This is a genomic window from Parabacteroides distasonis ATCC 8503 (assembly GCF_000012845.1).
Taxonomy (GTDB): domain Bacteria; phylum Bacteroidota; class Bacteroidia; order Bacteroidales; family Tannerellaceae; genus Parabacteroides; species Parabacteroides distasonis.
The window spans coordinates 4,448,422-4,468,596 of sequence record NC_009615.1; the positions used below are offsets into that span (position 1 = coordinate 4,448,422).

At 44.5% G+C, this 20,175-nt stretch carries 18 protein-coding genes and 3 tRNA genes; 15 read left to right on the forward strand and 6 right to left on the reverse strand.

What is annotated here, in order from left to right; genetic code table 11:
• Positions 1-12 precede the first annotated feature (12 nt).
• The 12 genes from BDI_RS18185 (at position 13) to BDI_RS18240 (ending at position 11,626) form a co-directional block, all read left to right on the forward strand.
• Positions 13-237, forward strand: a complete 225-nt coding sequence (locus BDI_RS18185; protein WP_012056115.1) for an acyl carrier protein — start codon at positions 13-15, stop codon at positions 235-237.
• A gap of 330 nt (positions 238-567) precedes the next feature.
• Entirely contained in the window at positions 568-879 is a 312-nt protein-coding gene (locus BDI_RS18190; RefSeq protein WP_012056116.1) for a nucleotidyltransferase family protein, read from the forward strand.
• Between the two features lie 112 nt (positions 880-991).
• Positions 992-1,216: a HepT-like ribonuclease domain-containing protein gene (locus BDI_RS21300; protein ID WP_227742549.1), complete on the forward strand. Its 225-nt coding sequence runs from the start codon at positions 992-994 to the stop codon at positions 1,214-1,216.
• 103 nt (positions 1,217-1,319) lie between these two features.
• The gene (locus BDI_RS18200; RefSeq protein ID WP_012056118.1) at positions 1,320-2,564 is read left to right on the forward strand and encodes a DegT/DnrJ/EryC1/StrS family aminotransferase; all 1,245 of its coding nucleotides are present in this window, start codon (positions 1,320-1,322) and stop codon (positions 2,562-2,564) included.
• A 410-nt stretch (positions 2,565-2,974) separates the two neighbouring features.
• Positions 2,975-3,217, forward strand: a complete 243-nt coding sequence (locus BDI_RS18205; RefSeq protein ID WP_005859159.1) for a hypothetical protein — start codon at positions 2,975-2,977, stop codon at positions 3,215-3,217.
• Positions 3,214-3,624, forward strand: coding sequence for a type II toxin-antitoxin system VapC family toxin (locus BDI_RS18210; protein ID WP_005859157.1), 411 nt, complete (start codon positions 3,214-3,216; stop codon positions 3,622-3,624). The genes BDI_RS18205 and BDI_RS18210 overlap by 4 nt, the downstream gene beginning before the upstream one ends.
• A 429-nt stretch (positions 3,625-4,053) precedes the next feature.
• On the forward strand, positions 4,054-6,057 hold the full coding sequence (locus tag BDI_RS18215; protein ID WP_012056119.1) for a urocanate hydratase: 2,004 nt from the start codon (positions 4,054-4,056) through the stop codon (positions 6,055-6,057).
• Positions 6,054-6,959: a glutamate formimidoyltransferase gene (gene ftcD / locus BDI_RS18220; protein WP_005859153.1), complete on the forward strand. Its 906-nt coding sequence runs from the start codon at positions 6,054-6,056 to the stop codon at positions 6,957-6,959. The genes BDI_RS18215 and ftcD overlap by 4 nt, the downstream gene beginning before the upstream one ends.
• 3 nt (positions 6,960-6,962) lie before the next feature.
• Positions 6,963-8,213: an imidazolonepropionase gene (gene hutI, locus BDI_RS18225; protein WP_005859151.1), complete on the forward strand. Its 1,251-nt coding sequence runs from the start codon at positions 6,963-6,965 to the stop codon at positions 8,211-8,213.
• A gap of 35 nt (positions 8,214-8,248) precedes the next feature.
• Positions 8,249-8,872 (forward strand): cyclodeaminase/cyclohydrolase family protein, encoded by a 624-nt coding sequence (locus BDI_RS18230; RefSeq protein WP_008772697.1) that lies wholly within the window; start codon positions 8,249-8,251, stop codon positions 8,870-8,872.
• Positions 8,873-8,875: 3 nt separating this feature from the next.
• On the forward strand, positions 8,876-10,372 hold the full coding sequence (hutH, locus tag BDI_RS18235; protein ID WP_012056120.1) for a histidine ammonia-lyase: 1,497 nt from the start codon (positions 8,876-8,878) through the stop codon (positions 10,370-10,372).
• Positions 10,373-10,471: 99 nt separating this feature from the next.
• A complete protein-coding gene (locus BDI_RS18240) occupies positions 10,472-11,626 on the forward strand; it encodes an acyltransferase (protein ID WP_008779296.1) in 1,155 nt (384 codons plus the stop codon).
• A gap of 117 nt (positions 11,627-11,743) precedes the next feature.
• Here BDI_RS18240 and BDI_RS18245 read toward each other — a convergent pair whose 3' ends face one another.
• On the reverse strand, positions 11,744-12,853 hold the full coding sequence (locus BDI_RS18245; protein ID WP_005859141.1) for an Mrp/NBP35 family ATP-binding protein: 1,110 nt from the start codon (positions 12,851-12,853) through the stop codon (positions 11,744-11,746).
• 27 nt (positions 12,854-12,880) lie between these two features.
• On the reverse strand, positions 12,881-13,639 hold the full coding sequence (gene trmB, locus BDI_RS18250) for a tRNA (guanosine(46)-N7)-methyltransferase TrmB (RefSeq protein WP_012056121.1): 759 nt from the start codon (positions 13,637-13,639) through the stop codon (positions 12,881-12,883).
• 145 nt (positions 13,640-13,784) lie between these two features.
• Between trmB and BDI_RS18255 the strand changes: the two genes are divergently transcribed.
• Entirely contained in the window at positions 13,785-15,683 is a 1,899-nt protein-coding gene (locus tag BDI_RS18255; protein ID WP_012056122.1) for a glycosyltransferase 87 family protein, read from the forward strand.
• Positions 15,684-15,785: 102 nt separating this feature from the next.
• On the opposite strand, the gene BDI_RS18260 is transcribed toward BDI_RS18255, so the two are convergent.
• The 3 genes from BDI_RS18260 to BDI_RS18270 form a co-directional block, all read right to left on the reverse strand.
• Positions 15,786-15,859: transfer RNA gene (locus tag BDI_RS18260), tRNA-Asn, on the reverse strand.
• Between the two features lie 43 nt (positions 15,860-15,902).
• Positions 15,903-15,976: transfer RNA gene (locus BDI_RS18265), tRNA-Asn, on the reverse strand.
• 31 nt (positions 15,977-16,007) lie between these two features.
• Positions 16,008-16,081 (reverse strand) — tRNA-Asn (locus BDI_RS18270).
• A gap of 110 nt (positions 16,082-16,191) precedes the next feature.
• Between BDI_RS18270 and BDI_RS18275 the strand changes: the two genes are divergently transcribed.
• Positions 16,192-17,169 carry an adenosine kinase gene (locus tag BDI_RS18275; RefSeq protein ID WP_005859135.1) on the forward strand — a complete coding sequence of 326 codons (978 nt, stop codon included), beginning with the start codon at positions 16,192-16,194 and terminating at the stop codon, positions 17,167-17,169.
• Positions 17,170-17,217: 48 nt separating this feature from the next.
• Entirely contained in the window at positions 17,218-18,924 is a 1,707-nt protein-coding gene (locus BDI_RS18280) for a S41 family peptidase (RefSeq protein WP_005859133.1), read from the forward strand.
• Positions 18,925-18,994: 70 nt separating this feature from the next.
• On the opposite strand, the gene BDI_RS18285 is transcribed toward BDI_RS18280, so the two are convergent.
• Entirely contained in the window at positions 18,995-20,173 is a 1,179-nt protein-coding gene (locus tag BDI_RS18285) for a metallophosphoesterase (RefSeq protein ID WP_005859131.1), read from the reverse strand.
• Between the last annotated feature and the right edge of the window lie 2 nt (positions 20,174-20,175).

Below are 20,175 nucleotides of genomic sequence, written 5' to 3' on the forward strand. Positions count from 1 at the left end.
ATATAATTGGTTATGGAGACGAAGGTATTGGATATATTAAAAGATGTTTTTGAACTAGACGTAGTTGATGAAAGTTGTTCTCAGGAAAATTGTGCGGCATGGGACTCAATGGGGCAGTTGAACCTAGTGGCAGAATTAGAGGATATTTTTGATGTTTCATTGGAACCTGAAGAAATTGGCTCAATGAAATCTTATGAGGATATTGTGAGAATATTGAAAAGTAAAGGTGTAGAATAGTAACACTAAAATTCTTTGGTAAGTATTCAATTTAGGACTCACAGATAGAAGTAGTACATTCGTTATGAACAAAAAATTATAGATTTATGTATAGTAACGAAGATTTAGAGAGGTTTTATTTTCAGTATCAAACAGAATCGTTACCAAGTAGAGAGTCTGTTCTGTCTTTTTGTAAAAGAAATAAGGTTCCTTATAATATCTTCCAAAAGTAGTATAAGGATACACGTAATAAAATAGTCGAGGTACAGGTTGATGGAATACCTAAGAATCAACCATTCGATTATGTTTCTTCCTCTCTTAGATGCTTTTAAATGGAAAAACTTGTGTTATATGAATTCTATTTTGCAAGATCGGCTGGATGCAATAAAGGAGCTATACAAGCGCTACAAGGTACGGAGCTTGTATTCTTTTGGTTCTGTGAATACTCCGAGATTTACGGAGCACAGCGATATTGATCTCTTGATAGAATTCGATCCGTCCATCTCCTTGGAGGAATATGCGGATAATTGTTTTTCCTTACGAGCCCGATTGGTTAAGTTATTCAAGAGAAAGATCGACTTGGTGACCAATCGTTCCTTATCCAATCCCTATTTCATCGCAGATATCGAACAAGGCAAGCAATTACTCTATGGGGCATTGTAGTATTCAGAAATATCTCTGTGATATCCAGTAATCCATTTTATCCATTGAGGAATATTTGGGTGAGAAAAGGGATTTTATAGCTTACGAGTGAAACAAGTTGTTGCGTCGGGCAGTGGAGCGTGAACTGAAGATTATAGGGGAAGCCACCAATCATCTCTTGGATATAGACTCGGGTATACAAATAGAAAATGGGAGAAGGATCTTTGATCTGAGAAACTTTGTCATACATGGTTATGATAAGGTGGACAATGCGATTATCTGGGGTGTTATCAGTAAGGACTTACCAAAACTTAAACAACAAGTAGACTATCTTCTTGGACAGATGACAATATTGTAGAAATGGCTCTCTGACCATACATGAATTATGAATTTTTATATATAAAGCGGTCTTGCGTTTTCACGTGAGGTTGGTTTTTATACCTACTACATTAATAAAAGTGATGAATAAACGAATCTATCTTTGCCTTGCTCACATGAGCGGCAAAGAACAAATGTATATCAAAGAAGCCTTTGATACGAACTGGGTCGTGCCTTTAGGTCCGAACGTGAATGGATTTGAGAAAGATCTGGAGGAATTCGTGGGTGAAGGTAAACATGTGGTGGCTCTGTCTGCCGGTACTGCCGCAGTGCATTTGGCGTTGCTTGCCTGTGGCGTGAAGCCGGGGGATGAGGTGCTGGTACAGAGCTTTACCTTCTGTGCTTCCTCGCATCCGATCATGTATTTGGGGGCTACGCCTGTATTCGTGGATTCGGAGGTGGATACTTGGAATATGGATCCTGTGTTGTTGGAAGAGGCTATTAAAGATCGTATCGAGAAGACGGGGAAAACACCGAAAGCGATTGTTCCCGTTGCCTTATATGGGATGCCTTATAAGGTGGATGAGATTATGGCTGTCGCTGATCGGTATGGGATTCCGGTCATAGAGGATGCGGCGGAGGGTTTTGGCTCTCGTTATGATGGACGTATGTTGGGTACGTTTGGAAAATATGGGGTGCTGTCGTTCAATGGGAATAAGATGATTACGACCAGTGGCGGGGGTGCGTTGATTTGTCCGGACGGGGAGGCTAAGCAGGAGATCATGTTCTACGCTACGCAGGCTCGGGAGGCTTATCCGTATTACCAGCATGAGCGGATCGGGTATAATTACCGGATGTCGAATATTTGTGCGGGTATCGGGCGTGGTCAGATGATGGTGGCTGATGCTCATGTGGCTCATCATAAGCATACGTGTGATTTATACCGGGAACTGTTGAAGGATGTGAAAGGGATCACCTTGCATGAGAATCCTTCCGGTCGTTTTGATAGTAATTATTGGTTGAATACGATTGTCTTGGATCCTTTATTGAGGGTGAAAGGGCAGGAGAATGCTTATCAAGCAACGGTACAAGGTGCTGTTGGTGGTGCGGGTGGCGTGACTCACGTAGCGGTTAACGCACATACGGATTGCGAGCCGAATGCCAATGTCGAGGCGATGCGTGTGGGACTTGACGCGATGGGTATAGAATCCCGCCCTTTGTGGAAACCGATGCATAAGCAACCTGTCTATAAAGATTGCCCGGCTTACGTGAATGGGGTGAGCGAATCTTTGTTTAAGGTCGGGTTGTGCCTGCCTTCCGGCCCGTATGTAACGGATCGGGATATTGAGTATATCGTTGGAGGTATAAGGGGCTTGATTGAGCGTTGATTTTAACAGCTATTCCATGAGTTAAATTCGTTTTACTGTGTAGGCCTAAGTAGAGGCTAATCATAAAGATTTTATTTTTGTTACGAGGAGGGTGTGTCATTTTGATGCACCTTTTTTTGTGTTTGGTAGAAAGTTGCAAGTTGAACAATGTGGACGCTTTGTTCTTGCCATGTGACTATGTTCGTCGTTATGGAGACGGCAAGGATGCTGAGATAACAAAGCCGTCTCAAACAGCCGCTTAATTGTTAAAGAATAAGAAATCTGAATTTTGTTCAGAAAAACTGGTATGGTTAACCTGTTGATAAATACTGGGTACGCTGTATTGGTGGTTCACGCTTGCAAAAAAAGTAGACTAAATACTGTATTATAATCAATAATGATTATATTTGTTTCTGTAAAAGAAAAAGATTATGGATACAACGGTGAAAATAGCGGATAGTTATATAAATTTATTGTCTTCGTTTAGCGATGAGATAAAGTTGCGTGTCATTCGTAAGCTTTCAGAGAGCCTTTTGAGAGGTAAAAAGAAAGAGACATCCATACAAGATTCGTTTGGCGCTTGGGATGATGACAAAAGTGCAGAAGAGATTATTGCTGAAATTAATAAAGCACGTGTTTTGGGAACGCGATCTATTGAATCTTTTGACGAATGAGGCGTTATCTTTTAGATACCAACATATGTATCTTCTATATGAAAGGGAAATTTCATTTAAATGAGAAGATTGATGATAAAATGAAGCGATATTGCTTTATTTCTGAAATTACTATTGCCGAACTTCTATATGGAGCTACTTGCTCAAATCGAAAGGATAAAATGTTGAAAGAGGTAGAATCTTTTATCTCGCAGTTTACAGTTTTACCAATTTACGGTTCTTTGCTTATGTTCGCTGAACTAAAAAGCACATTGCGATCTCAAGGACTTTTAATAGATGATTTTGATTTGTTGATTGGAGCTTCTGCCGTAGCAAATGATTTGATTTTAGTTACAGAAAATGTAAAGCACCTAGAACGTATTCCTCATCTTAAAATAGAGAATTGGATTGATAGAGCGAAGATTTAATTGATAATCTATTCATTTAATTAAAGTTACTTCATGATAGGAAAGATATAATGGAGCAAGTAGCTATTGCCGCTCGAGAAAGTTCACTTAGAGCGGAGATGGAACTGAAACGAAGAATGCAGGAAGTGAGAGAAAAACTGAAGATATATAGATCGAACGAATCTAAATAGTGATTTGTAATGAAAGAGAAACGCCCTACACTTTGTATTGTTGCTGGTCCTAATGGATCAGGAAAAACTTCTACTACTGAACAATTATAATTATGCCCCCGTCTTTCTTTCCCTTAGGGAGGATGAGAGAGACGGAGGCTTTTTTATGCTTCTAAACATGGAATGATAATTGGCTGGGATTTGGATAATCGCTAACTTGTCGGCGCTGAATCCGTGAAATTCCTTGCAGATTGTAAGCACCTACTAAATCATTCACGTTATGGAAATACATCTTGATAACTATTTGCCGGAATATCCTTCCTTCGTTTCCGGTATTCGCCGTGCTCCCGATCGCGGCTATTCGCTTACGCCCGCTCAAACAGAAACGGCATTGATGAACGCGCTTCGTTACATCCCTGTTGAATTACATGAGAAGCTAGCTCCTGAGTTCATGGAGGAATTATTGACCCGGGGACGGATCTATGGTTATCGTTACCGTCCGCAGGGAGACCTGAAAGCGAAGCCTATCTCTGAATATAAAGGTAAATGTATCGAGGGAAAGGCCTTTCAAGTAATGATCGATAATAACCTTTGCTTTGATATCGCTTTGTATCCTTACGAGTTGGTTACGTATGGCGAGACTGGGCAGGTCTGCCAGAATTGGATGCAATATCGTTTGATTAAGAAGTATTTGGAGGAGCTGACCGAGGAGCAGACCTTGGTGATCGAATCCGGGCATCCTCTGGGATTGTTTCATTCCAAGCCGGATGCCCCACGGGTAATTATCACGAACTCCATGATGGTGGGAATGTTCGATAACCAAAAGGATTGGCATGTCGCCGCCCAGATGGGAGTCGCTAATTATGGACAGATGACGGCCGGAGGTTGGATGTATATCGGCCCGCAAGGTATCGTACACGGTACGTTTAATACATTATTGAATGCCGGACGTAAGAAATTAGGGATTCCACAAGATAAGGATTTGCGAGGCTATCTGTTTGTATCTTCCGGTTTAGGAGGAATGAGTGGGGCTCAACCTAAAGCCGCCGTGATTGCCGGTGCTGCCAGTATAATCGCCGAGGTAGACGCTTCCCGTATCGAGACACGCCGATGCCAAGGATGGGTCCAGCATGTGACGGATGATATGGGGAAAGCTTTCTCCTTAGCCGACGAGGCGATTCGTAAGAAAGAACCGATCTCTATCGCTTTTCATGGCAATATCGTGGATTTATTGGAATATGCCGATAAACAGGGGCTTTCCATCGACCTTTTGAGTGATCAGACCTCGTGTCATGCGGTCTATGAAGGTGGTTATTGTCCGGTAGGCGTGACGTTTGAGGAACGTACGGAATTATTGGCTCATCACCGGGAAGACTTTTGTGCTTTGGTCGATAAAACGTTGAAGAGACATTTCGAGGTGATCAAACGTCTGGTTGCCCGGGGTACCTATTTCTTTGACTATGGGAACTCCTTCATGAAAGCGATCTATGATGCCGGTGTACATGAGATTTCCCGTAACGGTGTGGACGAGAAAGATGGTTTTATATGGCCTTCTTATGTGGAAGATATCATGGGGCCGGAATTATTTGATTATGGGTACGGTCCTTTCCGCTGGGTATGTTTAAGCGGTAAGCCGGAAGATTTGATTCGCACGGATCATGCGGCTATGGCGTGTATCGATCCGACTCGAAGAGGGCAGGATATGGATAATTATAATTGGATACGTGACGCGGAGAAGAACCGTTTGGTGGTGGGTACGCAAGCCCGGATCTTATATCAAGACGCTGAGGGGCGCTTGAAGATCGCCCTTGAGTTTAACCGAATGGTACGTGATGGGGAGGTAGGCCCGATTATGTTGGGACGAGACCATCATGACGTGAGCGGTACGGATTCTCCATTCCGTGAGACCTCTAATATACGGGACGGAAGCAATGTGATGGCTGATATGGCGGTGCAGTGCTTTGCTGGAAATGCCGCCCGGGGTATGAGCTTGGTCGCTCTTCATAATGGTGGAGGGGTTGGTATCGGTAAGGCGATAAACGGAGGTTTTGGTATGGTTCTCGATGGTAGTGAGCGGGTGGATGAGATACTTCGTTCCGCTATGATATGGGACGTGATGGGGGGTGTCGCCCGTCGCTCATGGGCTCGTAACCCGAATGCGATGCGTACGAGCGCTACTTTCAATGAGAATCGTGGCGAACAGTATCATATTACCCTCCCGTATATCCCGGAGAAAGCGTTTATTCATGAAATCGTACAAACATCATTAAATAAAAAGGTATGAGTACTTGGAATAAGATTATGGAATGTGTCCCTAACTTCAGTGAAGGACGGGATTTGGAGAAGATAGATAAGATCGTAGCGCCTTTCCGGGCTAAGACGGGTGTTAAACTGTTGGACTATAGTAATGACGAGGATCACAATCGTTTGGTTGTTACCGTGGTAGGGGAGCCAGTCGCTTTAAAACAAGCCGTATTGGAGGCCATTGGAGTTGCTGTTGAGCTGATCGATTTAAACAAGCATAGCGGTCAACATCCTCGAATGGGGGCCGTAGATGTTGTTCCTTTTATACCGATTCGCGGATGTACGATGGAAGAGGCGATCGCCTTGTCTAAGGAAGTAGGGGAGGAAGTGGGCACTCGTTATGCCGTACCTGTCTTCTTATATGAGAAATCAGCTTCCGCCCCTTATCGGGAGAATCTGGCGGCGATCCGTAAAGGAGAGTTTGAGGGGATGGCAGAGAAAATCCATCAACCGGAGTGGAAACCTGATTTTGGTCCGGCCGAAAGACATCCGACAGCCGGTACGGTCGCCATAGGAGCCCGCATGCCTTTGGTCGCCTATAATGTGAACTTAGGAACGAATCAATTGCATATCGCTACGGATATAGCGAAGAAAATCCGTTTCATCGGCGGAGGTTTACGCTATTGTAAAGCGATGGGGGTTGAGTTGAAGGAACGTGGTATCGTACAGGTCTCTATTAATATGACCGATTATACCCGTACGGCCTTGTACCGGGCCTTCGAGTTAGTTCGTATCGAAGCTCGCAGATATGGTGTTCCGGTGGTGGGGAGCGAGATTATCGGCTTGGTTCCTATGGAGGCGTTGATCGATACGGCCTCTTACTATTTGGGATTAGAGGACTTTTCTATGAATCAAGTATTGGAAGCCCGTATTATGGAATAGCGTATGGAGAATAGCAAGATATTAATCAGGAATGCTGCCCAGATCGTCACTTGCCATGGGGATAAGGCGCGACGGGGAGCGGAGATGTCTGATTTAGGCGTTATCGAGGATGGAGCCGTAGCGATGTCTGATGGGGTTATTACGCATGTAGGACCTACGGAGGAGGTACTTCGAAACATCCATGCGGAGGATTATTTGGAGATTCGGGCGGAGAACCAAGCGGTGTTACCCGGATTTGTAGATAGCCATACGCATTTTATCTTTGGCGGTTACCGGGAGGAGGAGTTCTCTTGGCGATTGCGGGGAGATAGTTATATGTCGATCATGGAGCGTGGTGGAGGTATCGTGAATACGATGAAAGCTACCCGTGAAAGTGATTTCGATACACTATGGGACAGAGGGGAAGAACGTTTGGATGAGTTATTCTCCATGGGTGTTACCACAGTGGAAGGGAAAAGTGGTTATGGTTTGGATTTGCAAACAGAATTAGTTCAGCTTCGTGTCATGTCGGACCTGAATGAGTCTCATCCGATGGATGTCGTATCGACCTTTTTGGGAGCTCATGCTGTTCCTCCTGAATTTGCCGGTCGTACGGACGATTATGTGGATTATATGATCGAGGAAGTTCTTCCTGCCATACGAGCCGAACATACGGTTACATTTTGTGATGTGTTTTGTGAGAAAGGCGTTTTCTCGTTAGAACAGAGTGAGCGCTTGCTTCGTGCCGCCCGTCATCATCGTTTTAAATTGAAGATGCATGCGGATGAGATCGTTCCTTTCGGAGGGGCGGAACTGGCGGCCTCCTTGAAGTGTGTAAGTGCTGATCATTTGTTACATATATCGGACACAGGCATCAAACGTCTGGCAAGAGCGGGTGTCGTAGCTACCTTACTTCCGCTGACTGCCTTTTCCTTGAATGAGCCGTATGCGCCTGCAAGGAAGATGATAGATGCCGGTTGCGCGGTGGCTTTAGCTTCCGATCTAAATCCAGGAAGTTGTTTCTCCGCCTCGATCCCGATGATGATAGCCTTGGCCTGTATCTATATGAAGATGACCCCTGAAGAAGCGGTAACGGCATTGACCATTAATGGAGCCGCAGCTGTGGGACGTGCCTCCGAGATTGGAAGTATCAGCGTGGGAAAACGTGCGGACGTGATCTTGCTGAAATACCCGTCTTATAAGTTCCTACCTTATCATGTGGGAATGAATCTCGTGGATACCGTAATTAAGGACGGGGAACTTTATATGATGTAAGATAAGAATTGTTGAATCATTTAAATCAAAATACTATGTTAGCAGACTTGACAATTAAAGATTTTTTGGCGGAAACGGCGGGTAGTGCTCCCGTTCCCGGTGGTGGAAGTATATCTGCCTTGAATGGTGCTATAGCGGCAGCTTTGACAGAGATGGTGGCCCATCTGACTGTTGGCAAAAAGAAATATGCGGAAGTGGAAGGACAAATGAAGACGATCGCTACCGAGGCGGCTATGATCCGTGAACGTCTTACTGAATATATCGATAAGGACAGCGAGGCTTATGATCGTGTATTCTCCGCTTTTAAGTTGCCGAAAGAAACGCCTGACGAACAGGTGATCCGTACGAATGCGATACAGAGCGCAACGAAGGAGGCGGCTATTGTTCCGATGAGGGTGGCGGAGGAGATCGGTTCCGTAATGGAGACGATTATCTATGTGGCTCACAAAGGTAATCAGAATGCCGTCACGGATGCTTGCGTGGCGATGATGGCTGCCCGTACTTGTGTATTGGGGGCTTTATTGAATGTCCGAATTAACTTAACGTCCATCCAAGACGAGGTGTTCGTCGGAATGATGCGGAAGAAAGCGGATGAACTGGAGGCGAACGCTATCCGTGTAGAGCAAAAGTTATTGGATTGGGTGAAGACTAAATTATAGCATATGAGTAATGTTTATTATGTGGGTTCCGAGCCTCTCTCTTTTGAGGGAATCGAACGGATACTTACTCAAAATATGAAGTTGGAGCTTTCACCCGAGGTGAAGGAGCGCATCCAGCGTTGCCGGGATTACTTGGATCATAAGATCGAGCAACAGGAGGGGCCTTTGTATGGGATTACTACCGGTTTCGGGTCCTTATGTAATAAGAATATCTCTCCGGACGAATTGAGCACCTTGCAAGAGAACTTGGTGAAAAGTCATGCCTGTAGCGTAGGGGATGAGGTAAGTCCGGTGATCGTTCGTTTGATGATGTTATTGAAAGCGCATGCCCTTTCGTTGGGGCATAGTGGCGTACAGGTGATCACCGTACAACGTATTCTGGATTTTTTCAATAATGACGTGCTTCCGATCGTGTATGATCGTGGCTCTTTAGGCGCTTCCGGTGATTTGGCGCCTCTGGCGAATTTGTTCCTGCCTCTGATCGGCGTGGGTGACGTTTATTATAAGGGCCGCAAACGGGAAGCAATCAGCGTATTGGACGAGTTCGCTTGGAAGCCTGTGAAGCTGAAAAGCAAGGAGGGGTTAGCTTTATTGAACGGTACGCAATTTATGAGCGCCAATGGCGTATTCGCCTTGATGCGTGCGTTTAGCCTGTCCAAGAAAGCGGATCTGATCGCCGCTTTATCCTTGGAGGCTTTCGATGGGCGTATCGATCCTTTCATGGATTGTATCCAGCAGATGCGTCCGCATCCCGGACAAATCGAGACCGGGGCCGCTTTTCGACGGTTATTGGAGGGAAGTGAGTTAATCGCCCGGAAAAAGGAACATGTTCAGGACCCGTATTCATTCCGTTGTATCCCTCAAGTGCATGGGGCTACGAAAGACGCTATCAATTATGTGGCGAATGTCCTGCTTACCGAAGTAAATTCCGTGACGGATAACCCGACGATCTTCCCGAAGGAGGATAAGATTATTTCCGGCGGTAATTTCCACGGTCAGCCCTTGGCGATTTCTTATGATTTCTTGGCGATTGCCTTGGCTGAGTTAGGAAATATATCGGAACGTCGTGTCGCTCAATTGATCATGGGTTTGCGGGGATTGCCTGAGTTCTTGGTCGCTAATCCCGGCCTAAACTCCGGTTTCATGATCCCTCAATATGCGGCTGCTAGTATGGTAAGCCAGAATAAGATGTATTGCTATGCGGCGAGCAGCGATTCTATCGTGTCCAGTAATGGGCAAGAGGATCATGTGAGTATGGGGGCGAATGCGGCGACGAAGTTGTTTAAGATCATGGACAATTTGGATCATATCTTGGCGATCGAGTTGATGAATGCGGCACAAGGAATTGAGTTCCGTCGTCCGGCTAGGACTTCTCCGGTATTAGAGAAGTTCTTGAAGGATTACCGGAAAGAGGTGCCATTTATCGATGAGGATATTATTATGTACACGGAAATACATCGTACGGTGGCGTTTATCCGTAGGAAAGACTTTGTATATTAATGAATATCGTTAATAGAGGTTAGAAATCCAGCTGAATTTCCTATTCGGCTGGATTATTTTGTATTTTCGCCGTCAATCTAAACACAATCGATCTACTTTATGCAAAATGTAACAAATCCTACCGTGAAAACACACGTAGTTTGGCTGGATGTCGTACGCTTGATAGCCATGTTTACTGTTGTTTGCTGTCATTGTACAGACCCGTTTAATTTCTATCCCGGAGATTCTCCGATTATTGGAGATATTAAGTTTTGGGGAGCTGCCTATGGGGCTTTTCTTCGTCCTTGTGTACCTCTGTTCGTTATGATTACGGGAGCCTTGTTGCTACCGGTCCGGGAAGAGACTTCTATCTTCTATAAGAAAAGGATCTTGCGGGTGTTCTGGCCTTTCTTGATTTGGTCTGTTATCTATAATTTATTCCCTTGGTTTACGGGACTGCTTGGTTTGAGGCCGGAACTTATTCTTGATTTCTTCCCTTATTCGGGAGAAGAGGTGACTCGTCAATCGTTGAGTGTGTCTTTAGGCTATATCGCCCAGATACCGTTCAATTTCTCATTGTTGGATGTACATATGTGGTATATCTATTTACTGATAGGTTTATATCTTTATTTGCCGATCTTCTCCGCTTGGGTCGAGAAAGTTTCGGATAAGGCGAAATTATGGTTTCTGGCAGGTTGGGGAGTGACTTTGTTTATTCCTTATTATCGGGAATTCGTATCTCCTTACATTTGGGGTGGATGCTCATGGAATGAATTCAGTATGCTTTATTATTTCGCCGGGTTTAACGGTTACTTGCTATTGGGGCATTATCTGCGGAATCATGATTGGTCGTTAGGAAAGATCGTTGGGATAGGCATTCCTATGTTTGTCGTAGGCTATGCCATTACTTTCTTCGGTTTCCGCTATACGACCGCTTTGCCTGCTTACACGGAGGAACAGTTAGAGTTATTCTTCTATTATTGTTCTCCCAATGTGGTGATGATGACGATTCCTATCTTCTTGCTGGCGAAGAAGGTAAATGTTAAGTCGGATACGATTAAGCGAATGTTGGCGAACTTAACCATATGCGGTTTCGGTATCTATATGGTACATTATTTCTTTACGGGACCCAGCGTGCTGTTGGCGAGAGCCTTGAATATCCCTTTGGGTTTACAGATTCCTGCCGCTTCTGTGGTAGCATTCGCTGTATCTTGGCTGATTGTGTTGGGTATCAGAAAGATTTGCGGTAAGAAAGCCAAGTATATTGTGGGCTGAATTTATACGTACGTTCGCATAAGCTGATACGTATATAGGCGTAGGCCCATGCGAGCGTACGTGTAGGACGATACGTATATACGTGCGAGGCCACACGTATATACGTATAAATCATCTTTATTTCTTGGTTACAATCACTCGCTCTGTCGGAGCCAGATGCTCGTTGCGATAGTCTATCTGCTTGACTACATTCTCGGCCAATTCTTGGAATGCCTTACCTGTGATTGAGTCCGGGTTCAACGCTACCGGCTTTCCTTGATCTCCTCCTTCGCAGATACTTTGTACGATAGGAATCTGTCCCAGTAACGGCACGTTCAGTTCTTCAGCTAGGCGTTTACAACCTTCCTTTCCGAATATATAATATTTGTTTTCCGGTAATTCCGCTGGGGTAAACCAAGCCATATTCTCGATTAACCCTAAAACAGGGACATTAACCTTGTCTCCGGTGAACATGCTGATACCCTTACGAGCGTCCGCTAAAGCAACCTCTTGCGGCGTACTTACCACCACGGCTCCGGTTATCGCTAGTGTTTGTACCATTGTCAAATGGATATCACTCGTTCCGGGAGGTAAATCGATTAAGAAATAATCAAGCTCACCCCAGTTGGCGTCGCCGATCAATTGCTTCAATGCGTTGCTAGCCATTGCTCCACGCCATAGGACTGCGTCGTTTTTATTAACGAAGAAGCCGATGGATAACATCTTGACACCATAATTTTCGGCCGGCTTGATCAGTTCCCTGCCCTCTACCTCTTCCATATAAGGGCGAGCCTCTTCTAGGTTGAACATCTTGGGTTGGGACGGCCCGAATATATCGGCATCCAGCAACCCTACCTTATATCCTTGTAAAGCCAGTGCGACAGCCAGATTAGCGGCAACGGTACTTTTACCAACTCCTCCTTTACCGGAAGATACGGCGATAATATTTTTTACTTGCGGTAATAATTTATCCGGTTCCGGGCGAGCTAACTGACGGGCTTTTACCGTGATGTTCCCCTTGATATTCACCTCCGGGCTTACATAGGTTAAGATAGCTGTCTCTGCGGCTTTTACTACGGAGCGGATAAACGGATCATTCGGCTTCTCGAATAATAACGAGAAGGTGACATTCATACCATCGATACGAATGTTGTCTTCTACGAGGCCCATGGAAACGATGTCCTTTCCCGTACCCGGGTAACGAACGTTCTTCAACGCCTCAATAATCAGATTCGGATAGATTGTCATATCTGTTGATTTTTTTAAGTCATTCTTTTATTTACCAGAAGCCAAAGCGCTTCGTTTACTGCGATTAAAGCTACGATAAGGATCTAACTCTATTTCTACGTCAGGTTCCACCAATCGCTCTCTTTCCTCACAAACAAATTTGATGTATTTGATGTTTAAGCCACGATCCAGCCATTGTTGCTCGTAATAGGTCTTGATGGATAAGATCTCATCCGCCAGATTGGAATGATATAGGTCGTCTGTACTGAACAATACGGGATAATGGTTCGTTTTTACCATCTCGCACGTATAGGTATACATGAAGTTACTGTCCGTTTTTAAATGGATAATACCATCTCCAGAAAGGATTTCCCGATACATTTTCATAAAACGGGTTCCGGTCAGACGCTTGTTGACCTTTTTCATTTGAGGGTCTGGAAATGTGATCCAGATCTCGGCAACTTCGCCCGGGGCGAAGAAATAGGAAATCAATTCGATACTCGTACGTAGGAAAGCCACGTTACTCATCCCGGCTTCCAGCGATTCTTTCGCTCCGGTCCACATACGTGCTCCCTTGATATCGACACCAATAAAATTCTTATTTGGGAAAAGCTTTCCCAAACCTACGGTATATTCTCCTTTTCCACATCCCAATTCCAAAACAATAGGATGGTCGTTCTTGAAAAAACGTTCATGCCACTGTCCTTTCATGTCAAACCCTTTTTCTTGTAGGGCGGCGAAAGGGTATTGGAATACGTGCGGATAGCCCGCCATATCGTCAAACTTAGCTAATTTATTCTTTCCCATGTCGCGAAGATAATACTTAAAAAAATGCTTTTTACGTTTTTTCTACTGTTTTAGATAGGGGTTTTTATACGTTGGCGAGTCTTTTGAACATATAGGCTGTCAGAAGTTTTATTTGAAAGTGGAGTTGTAACGAATCAAAAAGGATATGTTGAGAGAATTTTTTAGACGCCCGATATTTAAGAATCCGAGGTTTGTCGGATTTGTTTGGTTTGCGACGGCCCTTGTCGCTTGCTTATTGAAATTACCCGTGGGTAGGACTTATAATAACTTTATGATTTATAGGGCTTCCTTTTTCCATGCGTTAGAGTTGAAAGACCTTTATATATATTATCCGAATGAATACCACGACCGGTTTTTATACGGGATCCCTTTTACGGCTATAATAGCGCCTTTCTCCCTCTTCTCTCCTTATATCGGGATGTTGCTATGGTGTCTCGCGAATAGCTTGCTGCTTTATATGGCTATCCGTAAACTCGGATTGGCGGATTGGAAACAGGCGTTTGTCATTTGGGTATGCTTGAATGAGTTGTTTACGTGTGTTCTTATGCAGCAATTTAACATAGCCATAGCCGGCATGATTTTATTCTCGTTTATTTTTATTGAGCGGAAACAGGAGTTTTGGGCGGCGCTAATGATCGTCTTGGGTACGATGACTAAGATTTATGGCATTGTCGGTCTTGCTTTCCTGTTATTCTCAAAACGCCGGATCGCCTTTTTGAAAGGACTTATTTTCTGGGGCATAGTCTTGTATGTTCTTCCGATGTTATATACGTCTCCTCAATATGTGGCAAGTCAATACGTGAAATGGTATGAGGTACTTCTCGATAAGAATGTAGAGAATTTATTTACTCCTTATACAAATATCTCTTTGTTGGGGATGGTTCGTAAGATTTCGGGAGTCAATACGTATAGTGATCTCTGGTTGGTTATCCCCGGGCTACTTTTATTTATTGCTCCTTATTTTAGGATAAATCAATATGATAACAGGCGGTTCCGCATGCATTTTCTTTGCTCTACTCTTTTGTTCATGGTCCTTTTTAGCTCCGGAACAGAGAATAGCGGATATTTGGGAGCCATGATAGCCGTCTGCCTTTGGTATATAGGTACGCCTACCCGTAAGACGACTCCTGGCTTGAATACGGTACTATTCGTTTTCTGTTTTATTCTGACATCCCTTTCCCCTACAGATATATTTCCCTGTTATATCCGGAAAATGTATGTTATTCCTTATGCGTTGAAAGCACTTCCTTGTGTGTTGATCTGGTTTAAGATCGTATGGGAGCAATTGACATTGGATTTTTCAGAGCCGCTTCATCGGCCGAAGACTCTCCCGGGTAAAGAGGAGGCGATCGACCTTATCTTGCCTTGTTATAACCCACAAGAAGGCTGGGAACGTCTGATGATCGAGAAACATGCGGAATTGGTAAAGATGCTTAAAGGCCGCTCATTCCGTTTTATCGTCGTGAATGACGCTTCGAAGAGAGGATTTACGAAGGATGCGGTGGGACGTCTTCTGGAGGCTCTCCCTGATACGATGATCGTAAGTTATGATACGAATAAGGGAAAAGGAGCCGCTGTTAGGGCTGGCTTGTCTCATTCCACCTCATCTATTACTTTATATACGGACTATGATTTCCCGTATGAGACGGATTCTATCTGCCGGATGGTAGAATGGTTGGAATCGGGATATGATGTCGTTATCGCCGTGCGGAATCATACTTATTATACCCATTTAAGTACTCGAAGAAAGATTATGAGTTATGCTTCCCGTATATTGAATTTTACGCTTCTAGGATTAACGCATACGGATGCTCAAGGAGGTTTGAAAGGTTTTAACCAGCGGGGAAAATCGTTCTTGGCCTCAACTCAGGTGAATCGCTTTTTATTTGATACGGAGTTTATTTATAAGGCTTCGCAGGAGTCGGATGTACTTATTAAAGACATGCCCGCTGATTTGCGGGATAACGTTCATCTTCCCAATATGCGTCGTGGAGTCCTTGCGGAAGAATTAAAGAACTTATTTTTAATCGCTTGGAGAGGGTAGGAGGATTACAGGGTTGTTAATAACCCTGTTGAAAACCCTGTGAATAACGGAAAAAGAACAAAAGAAAAAAGAGATACCTATTAATAGGTATCTCTCTTTTTGCTCTTCCTCTTGGACTTGAACCAAGGACCCTCTGATTAACAGTCAGATGCTCTAACCAACTGAGCTAAGGAAGAATCAGTTTTTAACTTTTTAATCTCTATATGAAAACTCTTTTCGCTCTTCTTCTTGGACTTGAACCAAGGACCCTCTGATTAACAGTCAGATGCTCTAACCAACTGAGCTAAAGAAGAATGTTTTTCAGTCTTTCCCAATGTCTTTTCGCTCTTCCTCTTGGACTTGAACCAAGGACCCTCTGATTAACAGTCAGATGCTCTAACCAACTGAGCTAAGGAAGAATTTTTTGCTCTTTCAAAGGTTATTCCGTAACCCCTTTCTGAAATTGCACTGCAAAAGTACGGGGTATTTTCGAAATATGCAATATCTTTGCGAAAAAAATTACGAAAAAATGAATACAATAGGTTTAGGAAACGCTTTGGTTGACGTTTTATTGAGGCTTGAAAATGATGATGTCCTATCGGAAATCGGTATACAGAAAGGAGCTATGGATATGATTAACAGGGAACAAATGATCGCTATCCGTACAACTTTAGCTGGCTTGCCACGTACGCAAACCCCGGGAGGATCTGTCTGCAACACGATGCGTTCGATGTCTTCTTTAGGGGCGAATTCCGGTTTTATCGGTAAGATCGGGGATGATTCGATCGGCGGATTTTATGAGGATGCGTTGGAAAAAGCGGGTGTCACTTCCTATTTTATCAAGACGGATGGACTTACAGGTAGCTGTACGGTGATGATTTCTCCGGATGGGGAACGTACGATGGGAACTTTCCTTGGCCCGGCCCCGACAATAACCCCGGATGAGATCACCGAGGAGATGCTAAGTAAATATCAATGTATTTATATAGAAGGTTACTTGCTCGTAAACGAGCCGTTGGTTCGTTCTACGATGGAGAAGGCTAAAAAGTTGGGCTTGAAAGTAGCGCTGGATTTGTCGAACTTCAATATCGTGAATGCTTTTAAAGGAATGCTGGAGGATATCATTCCTAAATATGTGGATATTTTGTTCTCTAATGAGAGTGAGGCTGAGGCTTTTACCGGGCAAAAGGCTGCTGAGGCCGTACATACCTTGTCTGACTTGGTAGAGGTCTCATTGGTCACTTTAGGAAAGGAAGGTGCCTTGATCGGTAGTCATGGTCAATTTTATTCTGTCCCGGCTGAGGGGGGTAAGCCTGTTGATACGACTGGAGCCGGTGATAACTTCGCTGCCGGATTCTTATACGGTCAATCCATAGGAGCGTCTTTGGTACAATCCGCACGCATCGGATCGATGCTGGCGGGCTATGTGATCGACGTGGTTGGCCCGGAGATTCCGTATGATAAATGGGAACAAATAAAGTTAAAAGTAAAAGGGATATTGGCTTAAGCGGCATATTATTCCTTACATTTATGCCATTAATTAACTAAATATTGTATGTACAGATTGGTTCAACGAAGAGGAATTATAGGTTTATTTTGCTTGCTGTTCGTCGCAAGTAGCGTAGTGCCGGGATGGGCGCAAAAAGATAACCGCTTTGAGGTGAGTAAGAACCTAGACATTTTCAATTCTTTATTGAAAGAAGTAGAGATGTTCTACGTGGATTCAGTGGATGTGGATAAAACCGTTCAGCGGGGAATCGAGGCAATGTTGGCTGGTTTAGATCCTTATACGGAATACTATCCTGAGCAAAAAACGGAGGAATTGAGTCTGATGACGACCGGCGAATACGGAGGTATCGGTTCCTTGATCCGTCAGCGTAACAACGAGGGAGGCGTGATGATTGCCGAGCCTACCGAGGGAATGCCGGCCGATTTAGCGGGTCTGAAGCCGGGCGATCTGATCTTGGCGATCGATACGATCGATGTTTCCAAGGCGACAAACTCCCGGGTCAGCGAGTTGTTGAAAGGTGTTCCGAATACGAAGATGGTTTTGACGATCCAACGTCCGGGCGAGAAGAAACCCCGGAAGTTCGAGATTACCCGTAAGCAGATCACGACACCTCAAGTTACTTACTACGGGGTTAAGAATGACAGTATCGGTTATATTTATCTAAAGGCATTTACTATCAAGAGTGCTCAAGAGGTGAAAGAGGCGTTCTTGGACTTAAAGAAAAATCATAATATCAAGTCTTTGGTACTGGATTTGCGCGGTAACGGCGGCGGCGTGCTGGAAGGTGCCGTACAAATCGTAGGTATGTTCGTACCGAAAGGCAGCGAGGTGCTTTCAACGAAAGGAAAGATCAAGCAATGGGATCGTACGTACCGAACCTCTACGGAGCCTTTGGATACGGTAATGCCGTTGGCTATATTGATCAATGGAGGTACGGCTTCCGCCGCTGAGATCGTATCGGGATCTTTGCAGGATATGGATCGTGCCGTGTTGGTGGGACAACGTTCGTTTGGTAAGGGGTTGGTGCAAGCTCCTCGTGACCTGCCTTATAATGGAAAAGTGAAAATCACGATGAGTAAATACTATATCCCGAGTGGCCGTTGCATCCAGCAAATCGATTATTCGCACCGGAAAGAGGATGGTAGCGTGGCTGCTATTCCGGATAGCTTGACTTCCGTATTCTATACGTCCAAGAAGCGTCCGGTTCGTGATGGTGGTGGCGTACGTCCGGAGTTTGAGGTGAAGGAGCCGAAAGTGCCTACCATGATGTATTATTTGGCGGCGGATACGGTCTTGTTCGACTTCGTTACGGATTGGGCACAAAAGCATAAGACAATCGCTCCTATCGAGGAATTTACGGTTTCCGATGAGGATTTCGAAGCTTTGAAGCAATACGCCAAGTCCAAGAATTTCACGTATGACCGCCAAAGCGAGAAAGTATTGAGGAACTTAAAAGAAGTGGCTGAGTTCGAGGGGTATCTGGAGGAGGATTCTACTGCGTTCAAGGAATTAGAGGCTAAGCTGACTCCGAATCTGGAAAAAGATTTCGATCGTTTCAAGGATGAGGTGAAACGAGTAATGGCCGCCGAGATCGTAAAACGTTATTATTACCAACGAGGAGAGTTGCAAGAAAGCTTGAAAGATGATCTTGTATTGGAGAAAGCGTTGGAGGTATTGGGCGATCCGGATTTATACAGGCGTACATTGAGCGTGCCGGTTGAGTTGGAAGCGGCCACCAAGGGTACCGAATAGGCGGGTTTCTGCCGATGCCCATTCAAAGGGCCTTACAATGCCCATTCAAGCGAGCTTACGATGCCCATTGTCAGCTCCCTTGAATGGGCATCGTGCTTTTCCCTCTTTCGCCAGTCTGTTTGGGGGCTTTGAAGCGGATATGCAATACGACCAATTCCGAGACGGTTCCCACCCGATAAGGAGGTCCTGCTATACCAATGCCGGAAGATACATAGAATTGCGTAGGTCCTTTCTTATAATATCCGTACGGGCATTCATACACAAGCTTCATCAGTAGGGGATAAGGCCATAACTGCCCGTTATGCGTATGTCCGTGCAGTCCCAAATCCACCCCATTCATATTCATCTCGGCGAACGACCAAGGTTGATGATCCAAAACGATAATCGGTTTGCCGGTATCCACCCCTTCCATTAACGAATGAAGCGATTTTCGTTTCTTATGGATGAAATCATCCCTCCCTATCAAATAAAAAGTTGAGTCCGGTTGGACCACCGAGTCTATTAGTAGCGTACCTCCGGTCTTTTGCAGCCAACGATATTTCGCGTTCCGGTTTGCCCGGTATTCATGATTCCCGTAAATGATATATACTCCCAACGGAGCTTTTAATTGTTTTAAATCATCCTCTATGTGGGCGTTTTCCGCGAACCGGGATTCATAATCCATAATATCCCCCGCTAATACCACCATATCCGGATGCTGTGCGTTGCTGAGCGCCACATATTTTTGTACCAAGTCCTTCCCGATAACCTCTCCGATATGTAAGTCGCTCATCATGACAATAGTCAGGCTATCCCGATCCCCTGCGGCTTTGGGCAACGTGATATATACGTTCTTAACAATCGGATTCATTACCGTATGGTATGCGTGAATCATTAAACCGGTAACACCGAATACGATAAGAAAAAACAGGGTTAGCTTGGTTTGCTGCCAATGCCCTTTCATCCATTTGGGGAACCATGGCTTGATACGTTGGGAGAGCCTGATCAACTCAAGTACCAAGAGAGATAAAGTGATATAAATGGACGCTATATACCAAGTGTTACAGATGTATTGGATCGTGATTATCACGTTATCAGGTAGTTCATTCCTAAAAATAAATCCGAAAAAATAAAGCGATAGTTCGAGTACGAAAAACAAGATAAAAGGAATCCGGCAACTTTTCTTAGGAGGAAGCGCTTGATATCCTCTCCAGAAAATATACGGATTTAGTAATAGCTGCGCTACGATCGATTGAATAAATACTTTCATCT

Excerpts from the sequence above, each read along its gene's own strand:
- BDI_RS18255 (WP_012056122.1), top strand. The coding sequence starts at position 13,785 with ATGTTGAGAGAATTTTTTAGACGCCCGATATTTAAGAATCCGAGGTTT.
- hutH (WP_012056120.1), top strand. The coding sequence starts at position 8,876 with ATGAGTAATGTTTATTATGTGGGTTCCGAGCCTCTCTCTTTTGAGGGA.
- trmB (WP_012056121.1), bottom strand. The coding sequence starts at position 13,639 with ATGGGAAAGAATAAATTAGCTAAGTTTGACGATATGGCGGGCTATCCG.
- BDI_RS18215 (WP_012056119.1), top strand. The coding sequence starts at position 4,054 with ATGGAAATACATCTTGATAACTATTTGCCGGAATATCCTTCCTTCGTT.
- BDI_RS18200 (WP_012056118.1), top strand. The coding sequence starts at position 1,320 with ATGAATAAACGAATCTATCTTTGCCTTGCTCACATGAGCGGCAAAGAA.
- BDI_RS18190 (WP_012056116.1), top strand. The coding sequence starts at position 568 with ATGAATTCTATTTTGCAAGATCGGCTGGATGCAATAAAGGAGCTATAC.
- BDI_RS18230 (WP_008772697.1), top strand. The coding sequence starts at position 8,249 with ATGTTAGCAGACTTGACAATTAAAGATTTTTTGGCGGAAACGGCGGGT.
- BDI_RS18245 (WP_005859141.1), bottom strand. The coding sequence starts at position 12,853 with ATGACAATCTATCCGAATCTGATTATTGAGGCGTTGAAGAACGTTCGT.
- BDI_RS18285 (WP_005859131.1), bottom strand. The coding sequence starts at position 20,173 with ATGAAAGTATTTATTCAATCGATCGTAGCGCAGCTATTACTAAATCCG.
- BDI_RS18205 (WP_005859159.1), top strand. The coding sequence starts at position 2,975 with ATGGATACAACGGTGAAAATAGCGGATAGTTATATAAATTTATTGTCT.
- BDI_RS18210 (WP_005859157.1), top strand. The coding sequence starts at position 3,214 with ATGAGGCGTTATCTTTTAGATACCAACATATGTATCTTCTATATGAAA.
- BDI_RS18275 (WP_005859135.1), top strand. The coding sequence starts at position 16,192 with ATGAATACAATAGGTTTAGGAAACGCTTTGGTTGACGTTTTATTGAGG.
- BDI_RS18280 (WP_005859133.1), top strand. The coding sequence starts at position 17,218 with ATGTACAGATTGGTTCAACGAAGAGGAATTATAGGTTTATTTTGCTTG.
- hutI (WP_005859151.1), top strand. The coding sequence starts at position 6,963 with ATGGAGAATAGCAAGATATTAATCAGGAATGCTGCCCAGATCGTCACT.
- BDI_RS18240 (WP_008779296.1), top strand. The coding sequence starts at position 10,472 with ATGCAAAATGTAACAAATCCTACCGTGAAAACACACGTAGTTTGGCTG.
- ftcD (WP_005859153.1), top strand. The coding sequence starts at position 6,054 with ATGAGTACTTGGAATAAGATTATGGAATGTGTCCCTAACTTCAGTGAA.
- BDI_RS18185 (WP_012056115.1), top strand. The coding sequence starts at position 13 with ATGGAGACGAAGGTATTGGATATATTAAAAGATGTTTTTGAACTAGAC.